The organism is Marinifilum flexuosum, from assembly GCF_003610555.1.
In the GTDB taxonomy this organism is placed as follows: Bacteria; Bacteroidota; Bacteroidia; order Bacteroidales; family Marinifilaceae; genus Marinifilum; species Marinifilum flexuosum.
In genome coordinates this window covers 569,239-586,509 of record NZ_RAPQ01000010.1, presented here as the reverse complement: position 1 = coordinate 586,509, position 17,271 = coordinate 569,239, and the positions used below count along the sequence as shown (strand labels likewise).

Sequence of the window (17,271 nt, the reverse complement as noted above, 5' to 3'; positions counted from 1 at the left end):
TTACTTTACAATCTTAATTTTTGAACGATTTCGAAGCGTTTCAAAACCTTTAACAACCAATCGATCTTTCTTTTCCAATCCTGAAACAATTTGCACTTCATTGGGGTTTTCTAAGCCAAATTCAATCACTCTTTCTTCTGCTAGTCCTTTGTGAACAACAAACACAACATTACCTTTTTGTTTGTTTAGAATTACATTTTTAGGAATTACAAGTGCAGAATCGGCCTTGGCTACAACAATTTCTCCCTTGGCAAACATCCCAGGGCGTAGCAATAGTTTTGAGTTGTTGATGTCAATTACCGCTTTGAACGAACGTGTTTCGGAATTAATGGCTGGTGAAAGTTGAGCAAGCACTCCATTTAAAGTATCGCCAGGAATGGTATAGTTCACGATATTAACTGGCTGGCCAGTTTTAATCATGGAAATGTTTTTCTCGGCAAGATTAATTTCCATGTGAAGTTTGCTGTAATCCATCATGTTTAGAACAGGAGAAGCTGCTTCGATTCTTGTGTTTTGGGTATAATAGTTAAGGTTGGTAATGGTTCCTGAAAATGGAGCTTTTACTTTTAGTTTCTCCAATCGGAATATGGCATCCTCGTAAGAATATTTGGCATTTATCAATTCAATTTCAGCATTCTTTAATTCCGAAAGGGTCACACCTCCTTTTTTGTAAAGAGATTGTTGCTTTTCGAAAGTCTGTTTCGAAATTTCCAATCGTAGCTCTAAGGATTTGATTTTGATATTATTTTCATATTCCTTGTCTTCAAGCTGAATTACAACAGTTCCTTCTTGCACGTAATCTCCCAATTGAAATTTTCTTCCAGTACGTGGATTGGTTTGAAGTTGGTATTTACCGGCAACTTCCGATTTTAAACTCACCGTTTTGATTGGTTCTACTGTACCTGTTGTACTGATATATTTTTCGATGCTTTTGGGTGCAATTTCCTTTACGGATACCTGAATTGCGATATCCTTATTTAAATCAGCTTTTTTATCATCGCAAGAAGCGAAAAGTGTAGCTCCTAAAAGTAAAAATGCAAGTCGTTTCATTGTTAAGGCCATTATATTTTGAATTAGTATTGATTTAAATTAGTCTATTATTAAATTCTCTTGTAGCTCCAGAGGTACAAATGATTGATCTTTTTCGAAATCCCAAAGTGATTGAATTTTAAGATTTAACAGTTCAAGCTTGTATCTTATTAAAGAATTGGCAAGTTCCATTTTTTTCCCTGAAAGTTGATTTTGGAATCGCTCAAGGTCGATACTTGTTAAATCTCCGTTTCGGTATCGCTCCAGATTGATATCGTAAGTTAACTGAGCATTTTTCTCATTTTGCTTGGCAATTTCTATTCGTTGAATGAGGTTTTGCAGGTTGCGATAAGTTTTTCGGATGTTGATGGTAATATCATCTTTCAAACTGTTTTTATCGATCTGTCTACTTTCCACTTCCAATTCTGCTGCTCTGATTCTTGCTCTTCTTTCACCCCAATCGAAAATCGGGATAGAGAAAGTAACACCAACTCGTGGGCTTTTAGTTGGTTTGTCGTAAACATCGGCTAGGTTTTTGTTATTTCCCATTATCCCCATTGAAAGTTTGATATTTCCTTTAAATTCATTGATTGCTGAGGTTTCAATCAAGTCAAATTTTGCATTATTCAAATCAATTTCTCTTTGGGTAAGTTCCAATCTTTGGGATAAACCATTTTGAATGGCTTTTTCAAGATCCACAATTACAGGAACGTATTGAATATTAGTAGAAACTGCGATATCCTCGTAAAGAGAAATTCCTAGTAGTAGTTTGAAGTCATCTTTTGCATTTTCAAGTTCAACTTGGTTGTTGTCCATATTAGATTTACTGGTTGCTAGATTTAATTTTGCCTGGTACAATTCTTCTTTGGCCGAAAGTCCTCCTTCAACTTTACTTGCAATAATTTCTTTGCTGATTTTCTGATTTTCGTATTCTTCCTCAGAAATTTTTAAGGCCATTTGCTTTTGGTAAATGTTATAGAATGCCTGATTTACCTGACGTTCAATATTCAGCATCTGAATGGAATAGGAAAGTGTTGCATTTTCCAAATTCAACTCGTTTCGAGTTAGATCCATTTTGGTTTTGTTGAAAGTAAAAATCGGCTGATCGTAATTTAATGAGAGGGAGTTATTGTATCCTTCGTAAGAACCAGTTGCCTTTGAACTACTTTCCTGATATGCAAGGTTATTACTTAAAGTAAATTTCCCATTTGTAAACTTTACTGGTTGAATAATGCTAAATGTACCATCTATTTTAAAGTTTTCTTCAGTATTCCATACAGAATTAAATTCATTATATGATTCACTTTTACTGTATTGAATAGGATTAACATCAAAAGAGAATCTAGAACGCAATGATGCTAACTGAGCATTCAACCGCTCCTTATTCTGTTCCATATTTATCCTTGATTTTTTAATGTCAGGACTGTTGTCGAATGCTATTAAAAGGGCTTCTTCCAAAGTGAGTTCTTTTTGTGCTGAAGCATAAAAAGAACTAATGAATAAAAATCCTGTTAAAGCGAATGTTTTTAATGTAAGCTTGTTAAGAATCATGCTGTTATATTGTTAGTCTATTTGTTTTCTACCCATTTAATTGCGTCGGCGAATAAATATGCACCAACGGATTTGTTATTTAATTCAACTTTTGCTGTTTCGGGAGTGATATAGAAACTACCCAAATAGTTCCAACCATTTTCCAGTTCCTGATCGGATTTATTCACCTCCTCAAATCCATCTTCATGATAGACCTTAAAGTTGTAATCTGTTTTTGTTTTTTTTCTTCGGCCCCAATATTGCTCAATCTTATTCACGTGGCAGAACACATCGTAGTACCCAGGTTTTTTTAATTCAGGTTTCCAGCTGGCGCTTCTGTCTCCAATACCTGTTTTTGTAAAAAATGCTGAGCGTACATACTTCCCAAAGAAGCCCGATCGTAGTACATTTTTCCATTCATTTGGGGGATTCCAGGTTCTTAATCTGGCATATTCTTCAATATCATCTCTTCGGCTATCAACCCATTGTTTTAATTGGCTTTTGTTAGAAACCTGTATGTATTCAAATCCCTTGTCTTCATTGTCTACAACAAATTCATTGGCATCTAAAACACCCTCAAATACCTCACACTCCTGGGTTTTATTAAAGAACTTGCTTCTTTTGGTTTCGGCAAATGAGCTAAAATCATAGACCAGACTGTTTGGAAGATTCTCAGAAAGGTGAGTAAAGACATTCATTCTGCCAGGTTCTGATGGAAATACAAATCCGACTTCTTTGGCAGAATGTGCAGGAATAAATATGGATTTTGTGAAATCAGGCTTTTTGTTTCCTCCTCCTCTTCTTCTGAATCGGTTATTTTGTCCACCAGTTTCAATAATAACGCTTACAATTCCATCAACTGATTCTGGATTCGAAATTTTAAATCGAATTTGATATTTAATGTGATCACCATCTTTAACCTTGTAGGTTTGAAGATCTTTTAATAAAAAGCCAGGCAATTTGGTCGTGGTGTACCAATCTTCAATTTCAGATTTTACAGATGAATTAAAGTTGGCCAACAAAAGGCTATCGAATTGAGAGAAATCGAACTTTTGGTGACGGTTTGATTCAATAAATTCTTTAAGCACCTTGTTGAATTTATCTTCGCCATATCTGGCTTTAAAAAGAGAGAACAAATGCTTGCCTTTTACTCTTAAAATATCGTTTAGTATGATTTGATCATCTAAATCATCTGCCTTAGGAATTTTTATATCAGCAATATCTTTAAGCGAAGAATTCTTTAGAAGTAGATTAATTCTTTCGGCTTTGCTGATTCCTTGCCATCGCCAACGTGAGAAGTTTTGTGATACTTCGTTATTTTCCTTGATATAAACCCCTAATGCTGTATTTAATGCAGGTATTTCTTTCGATGATATGCCAGATGAATAAGAAAAGTAATTTGGAAAAATAGAGAAGGTATTCCTATCAACATGGTCGAATTGATACCACTCATTTGGTGGTGGCATTAAATTACCACGAATAAAGCGTTTAAAAATTCGCGACTGTAGTTCTTCTTCTGAAACTTCTTCGTTATCCCTCTTCATTCGTCTTTCAAAGCGCTTTCTGCGATTTTTAAAATCAGTTTCTTCCATTACAACTCCCTTTTCAGGATAGAAAATAATTTCAGGCTGTATGGCATTACTGGCAATTGACCAATTGTGTTTGTCTAGCGAGAATTGAATTGGTACTTCGGCCATTGACAATCTTTTAAAAGGATAGAAGTAACCATGTGAAGTTTCATACTCATTTTTAAGCTCTCGTATTAAAGATGGAAGACTATCTTGAATGACATCAAAGTGCTTTAGGAAAAACTGATTTCCCTTGATTGAATAAATTGAATATTCAACAGAATCAATATCAATACTTTGTTTTTGATAATCGCCTATTAATAAACTGATCTGAGGTAAAGCATATTCAGGTTCAAAAGAAAATTCACCAGCATTTGTTTTGCTTAGCTTGCCTTGCGATACTGCTGTTAAGTTTTCCTGGGTTTTTACATGTAGTTTGAATTCTGCAAAATCAGGAGAATATAAACTTGGATAAAGAGAAGAATAGCCCACTCCTGAAATTGGATACCAAAGTGCTTCGCTTGTCAGGCAAACAAAATCGTCTTTTAGGTATGAATTTCTTTTTCTAATTCTGAACATCTCTGCGGTAAAGTTGTCCCTTATCAAGTTAGGATCAGAATCTAAAAAGTGTGTTCTTTCATCAATTTTACCTGCGTAATCGAATTGAATGTTAAGTGCTTTGTTTGTAGCAATTTTGTTCTTTGGAACAATTTTTATTAACTGTTCGTTTCGAAGAAATTGAACAGGCTTGTTCTCGATTGATACAGAGTTGATTTTAAGTTGTGGATTTAAACTAAATATTAGAGTATCTATACTTTGCTTAGAATTGTTTTTGGCTTTTATTTTTGCTGAAACTTGAATTTGATCACCAAGGTGTGTTAGGTGTAAGTTACACTTGCTAACTTCAAGTTTTGCGTAATCAACATACTGGTTGTTTATTGAGATCAGCTTGTCTCTGTATTTTTTACTTCCTATCTTAATATCCAGATATTTATAGCTTAGGCCACCTGCTATGGCAAAACTTATGAGTGCCAAATAAATTGGTAAGGAAACCAATCTTTTCGATTGAGGAAGACGTGGTAGTTTCCAAATGGTAAATAAAATCAAGCCAATTCCTAAAAATAGATAGATTCCTCTGTGAATCGCCACTTCAAATATGTTTCCAAATCCGCCTATTGTTGAATTCATCATGGGAATCTGGTAGGCAATATAATCGAATATTTGGTAGATTTTTGTGTTTAGATAAAAGATGGTTAAAGCTATATAACCCAATAAAACAATAAATGTAATGGCTTGATTCTTTAGTAAAATCATCATGAAGAAAGCCAATCCCAATATGTAAACAAGTGTGGGTATTGATATTAAAAGAGGGTAATATAAAAGTACCCAAATACTTTGCGATGATTCGTTACTTAGAAAGGAAAAACCGATCCCCATAAGCAGCATGATTACATTCAGAATTACAAACACCATGATGATGCCAAGGGATTTGCCTAAAATGTATTCGCTATTGGTCATTGAGCGGGCATAAATCACTTCAACAGTATCATTTTTACTGTCTTGCTTCAAGAATTCCGATGCCAAAAAGACTGCAACGATGGCTTGTCCAAGATTAAGAATAATAAGATTGGCGTAAGGAATAGCAGCAGGCAAGGCCCGGTAAATCCAAGGAGCATTACTACCTTCAACAAAAGCAGCAATATTAAAACCTCCTATAAAAAGGATGGCCATTATGGCGAAAATTCTAAAAAACCATGAACGAAGCAATGTTTTGGTTTCGTATTTGGCTACGGATTGTATGGTGTGTAGAGAAAGCATGTAAATTCTAAATTAAGGTTGCTGATTTTTCCATAAAATACACATAGGCATGTTCAAGGTTAGGTTCTAGTTCAATGGCATTTTTAAAATTGCTACCATCTCCAATTAACTGAACTTCCCATCCATCTTTGGTAGGAATAGTTGACACAACAGCGTATTGTTCTTTGATTAAATCGTATTCATAACCTGAAGTATTTACTTGCCAAACATGTCCTTTTGCTTGTTCGATTAATTCCTGTGGAGAACCATTAAAGGCAAGTTTTCCGGTATTTAAAAGAGCCAAATTGTTACAAACACTTGAAATATCGCCTACGATATGTGTGGAGAGAATGATGATAACATCTTTCTGACTAATTTCGGATAATATATTTCTGAAACGGATTCGTTCTTCCGGATCAAGACCTGTTGTTGGTTCATCAACAATTATGATTTTAGGGTCGCCTATTAACGTTTGAGCAATACCCAATCTTCTTTTCATTCCTCCGGAGAGTTTGTTTGCATCACGTTCTCTTACATCAAACAGACCCACTTTTTCTAGCCATTCATCAACCTTTGCTCTTCTTACTTTTTTACTTCTAATTCCTGCTAGTGATGCGGCATAGTCTAAAAATTCCCAGGTTTTTAATTTTGTGAAAAATCGAAAATCCTGTGGTAAGTAGCCAAGCATGTTCCTAATTTCCTTTCGGTCTTTAATCAGGTCGTATCCATCGTAATACACATTACCTTCCGAAGCTTGCATTAGGGTTACTAATATTCTCATTAAACTGGATTTACCAGCACCGTTTGGACCTAATAGACCAAACATGCCGTTGCCAATTTCTAAATTGATATTGTCAAGAGCCTTTTTGCCATTAGGGTAAATTTTACTCAAAGAGTCTATTTTAATTTGCATTGGTAGCCTTCAATTAGTGAATTTTGTTGGTGGTGTGATCGATAAGCATAATTAATTGAAAATGCCTATCAAATTTACAATTTATGCTAAATTTTCATATGCTTTATATCCATTATTCGATAAACTTACGTGTTTACTCGATTTATGTAGTTTATCAGACAAGAAATAAGGAAGAAAGGTTACAGAAAATGGAATAATTTTAAAGATCTACTTATCTTTACTGTAAATGCAAAAGATAAAGGTGTGATTTTTAGTATAAAAGATGATACATCGGATAGAAAAGAGTTTACTCCTCTTGAAATTCTTCAGGAAATGGAGAAACGAAGAGGTATGATGATGATTGATGTTCGCGAACCTGTGGAAGTTCAAATTTGCCACTTGGAAAATGCTAAGCATATTCCGATGGGTGATATTCCTTCAAAAATGGAAGAATTGCCAAGGGATAAAGATTTGGTTGTATTTTGCCATATGGGAATACGTAGCAAACAGGTTATGAATTATCTTCGAAAAAATGGTTTCTCCCGTGTTTATAATTTAAAAGGTGGAATCGACCGTTGGTCGGTAGAGGTCGATCCCAAAATTCAGAGATATCGATGATATAAATAAATTTCATCTCTCCTTAACTAAAAAACAATTGTAAAAATTGAACCGACATGTAAAATTGTTTTTTTGTAATTAGGTGGAGAGATGAATATATTGGGCTTGAATAGCTCAGACGGTTGGTTTTAGGATTAGTTTTTATATTTCTTTTACGGTTAATTCTACTTCGCTTGAATCTAATATTTCAACAAAAGCACCTTCTGGAATTATTTCTCCAGATGTGGTTGTGGCTTTTTTACCTGTGCCTGCAATGATAACTTTTCCTTTTTTCTTATGTGGGTTAATTTCTTCCATGACATAGGCTTCTCTTCCAATATAATCTGTATCGATAGAAAGATGTACTCCTTTTTTACTTATTAATTTTTGCCTGAGAAAAGGTTTAAGAATCATTATGCTGATTATAGAAAGTGTTATAAATACCACCAATTGAATTGAGATGGAGAAATTAGCGTAAGCCAATACGCCAGCACTAAGTGAACCAATGCCAAAGCATAGAGATGAAAATGTGGAAGTAACAATCTCAACAACAAATAAACCTATTGACAGTAGCATCCATAGATGCCATATTTCTAGTTCCATAACGATATGTTTTTACATCGAACAGTAAAATTATGACAACTTTAAATATGATCCTAGTGCCAAAACTGTCAAGTTAGGAGGATAGGTGTTAATATCCTTAAAATCAATTATAAATGAATGTTCGGATTGCTACTTTATTAAGAATGGTTCAAAATAGATTTAGATTTGAGCTAATTTTGTGTAGATTTACCTTTTGATGAAGTTTAAAATTATGTGTTAACTTAGTATAACTAAGATTCGGTAGGGGAACTATACTGATAGGATTAATATTGACAACTGTAACATTTGACAAAAAATGACCGATAGAAAAAGGGATCATATAGAATTGGCTTTTCGTTCTCAGATTGAAAAAAGTTTTGTTGATGATAGATTTTACTATGAGCCATTCATAAATACTCATCCTCAAAAGGAACTGAAACCGTTTAATTTTTTGGGAAAGGAAATTCGCACACCAATTTGGGTTTCAAGTATGACAGGTGGTACTAAGCTTGCGGGAAAAATCAATTCGAATCTTGCAAAAGCTTGTGCAGAATTTGGTATGGGAATGGGATTAGGTTCTTGTAGGATGTTATTGGAAGATGATAAATATCTTGCAGATTTCGATGTAAGACATATAATGGGGTCTGAATTGCCATTGTATGCTAACTTAGGCATTTGTCAACTTGAGGAGTTGATACAAAATAATGAATTACCTAAAATTTCTAATCTGGTTAAAAAGCTTCAGGCAGATGGAATAATCATTCATGTGAACCCAATGCAGGAATGGCTTCAACCCGAGGGTGATTTAATTTTAAGGTCACCGATAGAAACTATAAAAGATTTGCTAAAAGATGCTGATTATCCAGTGATTGTTAAGGAAGTTGGACAAGGATTTGGACCTGATAGTTTAAATCAACTATTACAATTGCCATTGCAAGCGATTGAATTTGCTGCGTTTGGTGGAACTAACTTTGCCAAGATTGAAATGATGAGAAATCCTGATAACCTGATACAATTGTATGACCCTTTGGCAAAAATTGGTCATACTGCTGATCAGATGTTGGAATGGACTAATGACATTGTTGAGAGCAACAAGCATATAAAATGCAAAGAACTAATTATTTCAGGTGGGATTCATAGTTTTATTGAAGGTTATTATCTGACAAAGAAAAGTAAGCTCCCTTCAATTTATGGACAAGCGTCTGAATTGCTAAAATATGCGCAAAATTCATATTCTGATCTGCAAGAATATCTTCAAACTCAAGTTGAAGGTTTAAAAATTGCAAACGCATTTTTAAGACTAAAGTAATTGCATGGATGTATTTTTTTGAACTGATTTGGCTTCGCTGAATAAAAAATGTAATTTAGGATCTGTAAGTATTTTATTATTTGCTGAATTTTCCTTTATTGCAGGAATTAAATATTAATTTATGAAGCGAAAATCGATAATATCAGGTTTTTCAAAACTTTCTAGAGACGAAAAAGTTGCTGCTCTTACTGATAGTGCTGATAAGATTAAATCAAAACTAGATAGTTTTCGACTACAGAATAAGGAACAACAGGATCTGTTGGATGAGATAAGCGAAAATACACTTTCTAATTTTTATTTGCCTTTTGGTGTTGCGCCAAATTTTCTAATTAATAAGAATTTGTATCATATTCCTATGGTTATTGAGGAGAGTTCTGTAATTGCGGCTGCTTCTCGATCTGCCAAGTTTTGGGCAAATCATGGAGGTTTTCATGCACGAGTTATTTCTGTGGTAAAATCCGGACAAGTGCATTTCTTATGGAAAGGGGAAAAAGTAAGACTGTTAGATTTATTACCTGAGTTGAAATATGAACTTTATCGGACAACCAAGGAGTTGACGCGAAATATGCGCCAGCGAGGTGGTGGTATTCAAAATATACGATTGGTAGATTTATCGCATGAGATGGAGGATTATTACCAATTGCATGTTGATTTTGATACTGTAGATTCTATGGGAGCGAACTTTATAAATTCTTGCCTGGAGCAGATGGCTCAAACTATGAAGAAGTTCTTTAAATATTATCAGGATCTAGAAGATAATGAGCGTGAATGTGAAATTATCATGTCTATTTTATCCAATTACACTCCAGATTGTCTTGTTGAAAGTTGGGTGGAGTGCGATGTACGAGAGCTCGATAATATTGAGCCGGGAATGAGTGGTAAAGAGTTTGCAGAGAAATTTTCAAAAGCTTCAAAAATTGCCGAAGTAGATGTTTTTAGAGCTGCAACGCACAATAAAGGAATATTTAATGGGATTGATGCTGTAGCATTGGCAACAGGGAATGATTTCCGAGCAATTGAAGCTAACGGTCATGTTTGGGCAGCTAAATCAGGTAAATACAAAAGCCTTACTCATGCTTCGGTATCAAATAATCGATTTAAATACAAACTAACGATACCCCTTTCTTTAGGAACGGTTGGTGGACTTACCAATTTACATCCTTTAGCTAAATTTGGTTTGGAATTACTTGGAAAACCATCTGCGAAAGAGTTAATGATGATTACAGCTACGGCTGGATTGGCGAATAATTTTGGCGCTTTAAGATCCTTGGTTACGACAGGGATACAATATGGCCATATGAAAATGCACTTATCAAATCTTTTAAATGCGCTTAAAGCCGATTATGAGGAAAAGAAACAAGCTTTGGAGTATTTTGCGCACAAAACAGTATCTTATAGCGAAGTAGAATCATTTATCAAATCAATTAGAACCAAGTTGCGTTAGTTTGACTCCATTGAAAAAATATTATTCAAATGCTAAATTTCTAATTACCGGAGAGTATTTGGTACTGCATGGCGCTTTGTCGTTGGCTATACCTCTTCGTTTTGGTCAATTGATGGAAATTTATGAATCGGATACAACTCTATTGGATTGGATCGCATTAGATAGAGCTCAACCCTGGTTGCAATTCTCAATCTCTGAAAAGGATATTTTAATAGCTGAAAATAAGGGAACTTCTGAGAAGGATTTTGTATGTTTTATATTGAATCAGGCAAAAAAATTAAATCCCGATTTCTTGCCAAATCTATCATTAAAGGTTAAAACGGAAATCAATTTTGATAGAAATTGGGGATTAGGAAGTAGTTCAAGTTTGATAAATAATATTGCTCAATGGGCAGATGTGAATCCTTATGAACTACATGAGTTGGTGTCAAATGGATCTGGATATGATATAGCTTGTGCAAATTATTGTTTGCCCATTTTATTTCGTAGAAATGAATCCCATCCTATGATATATCCGATAAGGTTTGAACCTGATTTTTCAGATCAGCTTTTCTTTGTATACTTGGGAAACAAGCAGAATAGCGAAGAAAGTGTAAAGAAATATTTGAATGGTAATCCAGTAACAAAAACGCAGGTTGAAAGCATATCACTGCTGAGTAAAAAGTTGTTACAAAGTGAAAATTCCATGGAATTTGATGCTTTAATTTCTGAACATGAAAGGTTTATTGCAGAAGTACTTCATATAGATCCTGTAAAGACAAAAAAATTTCCTGATTTTGAAGGAAGTATTAAGTCATTAGGAGCATGGGGTGGAGACTTTATTTTGGTTCGATCAGATTTAGGAAAGCGAGAAGTGTACCGCTATTTTTATGAGAAAGGATTAACTACAATATTTGCTTGGGATGATATTATCTTGAGTTAACAATTGATAAGCGAATGAAGAAAGGAATTGTGGCTTGGGAGAGCCCTTCGAATATTGCCTTGATAAAATATTGGGGAAAAATGGGCAGACAGTACCCTTGTAATCCATCCGTAAGCATGACTTTGAAGAATGCGGTAAGTAGAACTCAATTGTCATTTTCGGAAAGAAAAGAGAAGTGGATAAATTTTGAATTTGAAGGAAAAGAAAATCTTGATTTTGCCAAAAGAATTGAAACTCTTTTTGAAGGATTAAATGAGGAATTACTACTTTTAAGCCAGTACTCGTATTCTATCACATCAGAAAATACTTTTCCTCATTCTACAGGAATTGCCAGCTCTGCGTCGGCTATGAGTGCTCTTGCTTTGTGCATTTGTAGTATGGAAGAATTGATTACAGGAAAGAAATTGGAGCGGGATGAATTTTTGCAAAAAGCGAGTTTTCTTGCTCGTTTGGGATCGGGTAGTGCTTCACGATCGATTTATGAATCCTATGCAACATGGGGCAAGAGCAGTGCATTCTCGAAAGCCTCTGATGATTATGCAACTCCTTTTTCAAAATACATTCATCCAATATTTAAAGATTACCAGGATTATATTTTATTGGTAAGTTCTAAAAAGAAAAAAGTTTCAAGTACTGCAGGACATGGATTGATGAAGAATCATCCATTTGCTCAAGCCAGATATGATCAGGCCAATTCAAACTTTGAGCGAATGCTTGGCATTTTGCGTAGTGGCGATTTGGATGATTTTATAGAAGTTATTGAAAATGAAGCATTAAGTTTGCATGGTTTAATGATGAATTCTACACCTTCATTTACCTTGATGAAACCTAATACTTTGGAAGCAATTGAATTAATTCGTGAATTCAGAAATGAAACCAAAATTCCTGTAGGGTTTACTTTGGATGCTGGTCCGAATATTCACTTGATGTTTCCTAAAAAAGACAGTGTAAAAGTTGATGCTTTTGTAAATAAACAATTAAAGGAATTGCTTGAAGATGGGAGATATCTTAAGGATGAAACAGGCTTCGGTCCCAAACAAATAAATATTTCCGGTGGTGAATAAAGAGTGTGAATTGTTTCATGGGAAACTTCTTCTGTTTGGAGAATATTCGGTGTTGTTGGGTTCTATGGCGTTAAGCATACCTTTCAAAATGTTTAAGGCCAATTTTGCTTTCATGAGTTCAAATAAATCTGAAACAGAGAAAAAGTCGAATTCAGAGCTAAAGAAGTATTTCAGATACCTTCTTTCCAATTCTGATGTTTTCGATTCTATTTTGAACTTATCGGATTTGGAAAATGATCTTAAGTCAGGTTTATTTTTTGATTCTTCAATTCCAATAAGTTATGGTGTGGGAAGTTCTGGTGCATTGTGTGCCGCAATTTACAAGCGGTATGGGAATATGAAGGAATGCAATGAAGCTAACTTAACAGATTTAAAGCAAAGTTTATCCATGCTTGAATCAGGATTTCATGGTAAAAGTTCTGGCTTAGATCCATTGATTTCATATGTGAATAAACCAATATTGGTTTCAGGAAATGATAAGCTTGATCTTGTTAATTTGCAGCTGGATAAGTTTCTCAAAAATGCTACAGTTTTTTTAATTGATACCCAACAAAAGGGCGATACAGCCCCTTTGGTAAATGATTTTCTATTACAATGTGAATCAATTGATTTTAGAACTAAAATTGTTGAACAACTGATACCAGTAAGCCAAAACTGTATCAATTCTTTTTGCAATAATGATATTGACAGCTTTTTTGAATCCATACAAAGTCTTTCATCATTTCAATATCAAAACTTTACGAATAAGATTCCATATGCTTATAGGACATTGTGGAAAACAGGCCTGGACTCTAATAAATTCTGTTTGAAATTATGTGGTTCAGGAGGTGGTGGTTACCTTCTTGGTTTTACAAGAAACATGAAGGAAACTGAAAAATTCTTATCGAAAATGGAATTCTCTTATCTCCGAATTACTTCTACTTCGATGGGGTAAGTATTGGAATACTATAGCTTACCTTGGTTCCTGATTTGTTTTTGTTAATACTTTTCAAATCTACAATTTCAAAATTCATCTTTTTTGATGATTTAAAATTGTAGATTTTCACTCTATCTAAAGCGATAGAAGTAGCCAATGATTTATGATGTGTTTGAATGGATTGTATTTTAGCTTCTTCTATTCCAATTCCATTGTCAATAATGTCGAACTTTATAGATTGTTCACCATCTTTTTTAGTTACTTTCACGTTTATGCATGCTTCAGGATTATTTCTCAATTTTCCATGAATGAGTGCATTTTCGATAAATGGTTGTGCCAGCATTGGAGGAACCATTACTTCATCTTGATTTAGAGTAGCATCAATTTCGAAATGATAAGCAATGTCATTTTCGAATCTTAGTTTCTGCAATCCAATATAATCTTCTAATGTTTGTATCTCTGTTCGCAAGGAGACGAATTCTTCCCTGGAGTTCTCTAAAATTCCACGGACCAAACTGGCTAATCTAGAAAGGTAATTGTTAGCATCATCATTCTTTTCGTCTAAAATAAAACTTTGAATTGCCGTTAAGGAGTTGAATAAAAAGTGCGGATTCATTTGCGTTAGTAATACTTTCTGACGCAAATCCATGATTTTGTGATCAGCTCGTAATCGATTAATTCTTAGTGAAACTAAAACTGCTACAACACCAAGAATCATCACTACTAGTAAAACTATTATCCAAGCATTTTTCTGCCCCAATTCAAGTTTCTGTATTTGCGTCCGCTGATGAAGAAGTTCCAATTCTTTTTCTTTTTGCTCAGATTCAAATTTAGAAGTTAATTCAGCTAGATAGTCAGATTGATTTACTTCATATAATGAATCGTTTATATGATTATACTTTTTTAAATACCTTATAGCTTCTTTGGGTCTATTATTGTTTTCTAAAAAATTAGAATATCGATAACACGCCTCCTTTAAATCTTCCGATAAATTTTGTTTTTCACATATCTTTTCTGCCTTTAGGAAATAATCGTTAGCACTTTTATTGTGATCTAACTCTTCAAGAACCATTGCTTTTAAAACAAATAATTTACCCAATCCCCAATAATCATTGAGTTGGAGTCTAATGTCTTCACAATAGTTGTAATATTCTAGCGCATTTAAAGGTTGTTTTAAGGCTTGATAAGTTTGGCCAATATTTAGTTGAATTATAGCTTTGTGCTGTTGCATACCTTGCTTATCATTTAATTTTAATGCCTCTAATTGATATTCTAAGGATTCTGTGTAATTACCTTGCTCAAACTTTAAGACACCAATGTTTGTTAGTACTCTTGAAAAACGTTGTGTTTCGTTTAAATGTTTATAAATCTCCTTAGCTTTAAGATAATACTTAAGAGCTTTATTAGAATCTTCTAGTGTTTGGTATACACCACCGATATTAGTATACGCTGCAGCTATTCCTTTAGGGTATTTTAAAGCTTCATATAATTCCAGAGCTTTTAAATATTGTTCAAGCGCTTTATCATATTTATTTGTTCTTCGATAAATAATACCAATATTGGAATTTAATCTGGCAATATTTAAGCTATCATTAATTGATTTGAATTCTTCTTTTGCCGTATTGTAGTGTACGAATGCAGAATCAAATAAACCTTGATAAAAAAATGTAATTCCCTGAGATTTATGTGCAAAGGCAATAATATCTGTCTCTTCTGTTTTTTTAGCCAGTTCTATAGCTTCCCTTCCAACTTTAGTGCTAGCATCAAATGATGAATCTCTTAAATTTTTTGCTCTACTTAATAAGGAATCAACTTTGAATTTATTTTGCTCTGACTTCTGATCAAGAAAACTTAGTGAGTAAGATTGTAATGAGATAATTAAGCTTAAAGAAAAGAATAAAAGTTTCATAAATTTTGTTTTATGCTGAGTATGGCGAAAATATGAAATAAAAGATAGAGAATAAAAATTTTTTATATATTTATAAATGGTTTAATTAAAATAATATACAAAAATGAAAAATTTAAAAGATTTTCAATTGACAGTTAATGAGCAACAAAGTGTTAAAGGTGGAAAAGCTGGGAGTGAGTTAGCTGATTCAGTACAGTAAATAAAAAAGCCTGATCAACGATCAGGCTTTTTTATTTTATTATGGATATGGAATTAAAAATTGTATGTAATTCCAACACCTGGTAACCAGGCTCTATACTTGTACTCTCCTGTAAATCCTTGCGGGTTTTGATAAATGGCTTGCGAAGTTGGATTGGTTTCTGCTGCAGTAACCTTTTCTCCTTCATTGTAAAGTACGGTTGCATCAAGGCTAAGCTTATCGGTAAGTTTATACGAGAAACCTAATGATACACCTACCTTATCTGCTCCAGGAGTTTCTGGAGAATAGAACATTGTATTAGTAGGTGTTTTGTCAAAATATAAACCGGCATAAAGGTCTAGTTTCTCGCTAGCAGTATATCTTGTTCCAAATCTCCAGGTCATGGTATTATCCCAATCTCTTTTACTCTGAGAATCTGGAACGGCTGGGTTTTCAAAATCAAAATCCAAAGATTCATATTCACTCCACTTAATAAAATTAACATCGGCTGATACCAACCATTTTTCGTTAATCTGATAAGCAACACCTAAGTTAAGGCTTGATGGTAAAGGTAATTCTGCAGCAACTCCACCATCTGGTAAAGCGTCTGCAAGCAGTGAAAAGTTTGCATCTGCATCGCTGTATTCAAGCTTAACATCAATTTGAGACCTGTATGAGATTCCAATGTTAAGTTTATCATTTGGTTGAAGGAAAACTCCTAAATTATATCCATACTGAATATTATTTCCAGAAATATTAACCTTACCATCCCCTAAGAAGCTACCATTCACTGGGTGAAAAACAGGAATAGCTTTGTTTAGTTCAACATCACCATAAACAATATTTAAGCCGGCACCAACGCTTAACCAATCGTTAACTTTATAAGAAATTGTTGGTTGGATGTAAATACTCTTCATACTGATATCCTGAATTAAATATCTTCCAGACCATGTTTCTCCCCAATCCATAGTATTTCCAAATGGAGTATATACCCCAAGACCAACAGCAAACTTATCGCTTACTTTCATTGATCCATAAAAATAGAAGGGCGTATTTGTTGGGTTATCAGTTGATTCTGTACCATTTAATCCTGTGTACTCTGCCTTTGTTAGTGTTCCAAATCCACCTAAAGAGAAACTGTATTTGCTATCTAAAGTTGCAAGTGCACCTGGGTTCCATTGCATACTACTTGCATCAAAGTTTAATGCAGTACCAACATGTCCCATACCAGTTTGTTTGACACCTTGAAGATTCACTGCAAAACCTTCCGCTTTTACGTTGTATGCCATTGCAATAATGGCTATGGCTAAACAAATTCTTTTAATCATAAGTTGATGTTTTAAAATTTCGGTCTGAATATAAATTAAAAACTTTGTCTTGCAAGAGTAAAACAATTAAGATCAGAATGTTAGGGTGTGTAAATATCAGGTAATCAAAATCATGCAAATATTTAGATCTATCGATAAGAAAAAGGAGTGAATAATTTTGAATGGTCTTTTATTAAATTTTAATACTTTTATCCTGAATAAGATAC

13 protein-coding genes are annotated in these 17,271 nt (G+C 33.9%); 6 read left to right on the top strand and 7 right to left on the bottom strand.

Features of this window, described 5'->3' with window-relative positions:
* The 4 genes from BXY64_RS15700 to BXY64_RS15685 are packed head-to-tail and all read right to left on the bottom strand — an operon-like array spanning window position 1 to window position 6,816.
* Window positions 1–1,050, bottom strand: coding sequence for an efflux RND transporter periplasmic adaptor subunit (locus tag BXY64_RS15700; protein ID WP_120241039.1), 1,050 nt, complete (start codon window positions 1,048–1,050; stop codon window positions 1–3).
* A 39-nt stretch (window positions 1,051–1,089) separates the two neighbouring features.
* A complete protein-coding gene (locus BXY64_RS15695; RefSeq protein ID WP_120240924.1) occupies window positions 1,090–2,580 on the bottom strand; it encodes a TolC family protein in 1,491 nt (496 codons plus the stop codon).
* Between the two features lie 17 nt (window positions 2,581–2,597).
* Window positions 2,598–5,945 (bottom strand): golvesin C-terminal-like domain-containing protein, encoded by a 3,348-nt coding sequence (locus tag BXY64_RS15690; RefSeq protein ID WP_120240923.1) that lies wholly within the window; start codon window positions 5,943–5,945, stop codon window positions 2,598–2,600.
* A 7-nt stretch (window positions 5,946–5,952) separates the two neighbouring features.
* Entirely contained in the window at window positions 5,953–6,816 is an 864-nt protein-coding gene (locus BXY64_RS15685) for an ABC transporter ATP-binding protein (protein ID WP_245996681.1), read from the bottom strand.
* A 264-nt stretch (window positions 6,817–7,080) separates the two neighbouring features.
* Here BXY64_RS15685 and BXY64_RS15680 point away from each other — a divergent pair, with 264 nt between their 5' ends.
* A complete protein-coding gene (locus BXY64_RS15680) occupies window positions 7,081–7,434 on the top strand; it encodes a rhodanese-like domain-containing protein (RefSeq protein WP_120240921.1) in 354 nt (117 codons plus the stop codon).
* Window positions 7,435–7,575: 141 nt separating this feature from the next.
* Here the strand turns inward: BXY64_RS15680 and BXY64_RS15675 are convergent, their stop codons facing one another.
* Window positions 7,576–8,016: an NfeD family protein gene (locus BXY64_RS15675; protein WP_120240920.1), complete on the bottom strand. Its 441-nt coding sequence runs from the start codon at window positions 8,014–8,016 to the stop codon at window positions 7,576–7,578.
* A 295-nt stretch (window positions 8,017–8,311) separates the two neighbouring features.
* Between BXY64_RS15675 and BXY64_RS15670 the strand changes: the two genes are divergently transcribed.
* From BXY64_RS15670 to BXY64_RS15650, 5 genes are all read left to right on the top strand, one after another.
* Window positions 8,312–9,304, top strand: coding sequence for a beta/alpha barrel domain-containing protein (locus tag BXY64_RS15670; protein ID WP_120240919.1), 993 nt, complete (start codon window positions 8,312–8,314; stop codon window positions 9,302–9,304).
* A 121-nt stretch (window positions 9,305–9,425) separates the two neighbouring features.
* On the top strand, window positions 9,426–10,748 hold the full coding sequence (locus tag BXY64_RS15665; RefSeq protein WP_120240918.1) for a hydroxymethylglutaryl-CoA reductase, degradative: 1,323 nt from the start codon (window positions 9,426–9,428) through the stop codon (window positions 10,746–10,748).
* 10 nt (window positions 10,749–10,758) lie between these two features.
* A complete protein-coding gene (locus BXY64_RS15660) occupies window positions 10,759–11,670 on the top strand; it encodes a GYDIA family GHMP kinase (protein ID WP_147376012.1) in 912 nt (303 codons plus the stop codon).
* Window positions 11,671–11,684: 14 nt separating this feature from the next.
* Window positions 11,685–12,734 carry a diphosphomevalonate/mevalonate 3,5-bisphosphate decarboxylase family protein gene (locus BXY64_RS15655; RefSeq protein WP_120240916.1) on the top strand — a complete coding sequence of 350 codons (1,050 nt, stop codon included), beginning with the start codon at window positions 11,685–11,687 and terminating at the stop codon, window positions 12,732–12,734.
* A complete protein-coding gene (locus BXY64_RS15650; protein ID WP_120240915.1) occupies window positions 12,727–13,668 on the top strand; it encodes a mevalonate kinase family protein in 942 nt (313 codons plus the stop codon). Before BXY64_RS15655 ends, BXY64_RS15650 begins: the two co-directional genes overlap by 8 nt.
* Here the strand turns inward: BXY64_RS15650 and BXY64_RS15645 are convergent.
* Together BXY64_RS15645 and BXY64_RS15640 are read right to left on the bottom strand one after the other, a co-directional pair.
* Window positions 13,652–15,559: a tetratricopeptide repeat-containing sensor histidine kinase gene (locus BXY64_RS15645; protein ID WP_120240914.1), complete on the bottom strand. Its 1,908-nt coding sequence runs from the start codon at window positions 15,557–15,559 to the stop codon at window positions 13,652–13,654. The two genes, BXY64_RS15650 and BXY64_RS15645, sit on opposite strands and share 17 nt — an antisense overlap.
* A 252-nt stretch (window positions 15,560–15,811) precedes the next feature.
* Window positions 15,812–17,065 carry an OmpP1/FadL family transporter gene (locus BXY64_RS15640; RefSeq protein ID WP_120240913.1) on the bottom strand — a complete coding sequence of 418 codons (1,254 nt, stop codon included), beginning with the start codon at window positions 17,063–17,065 and terminating at the stop codon, window positions 15,812–15,814.
* Between the last annotated feature and the right edge of the window lie 206 nt (window positions 17,066–17,271).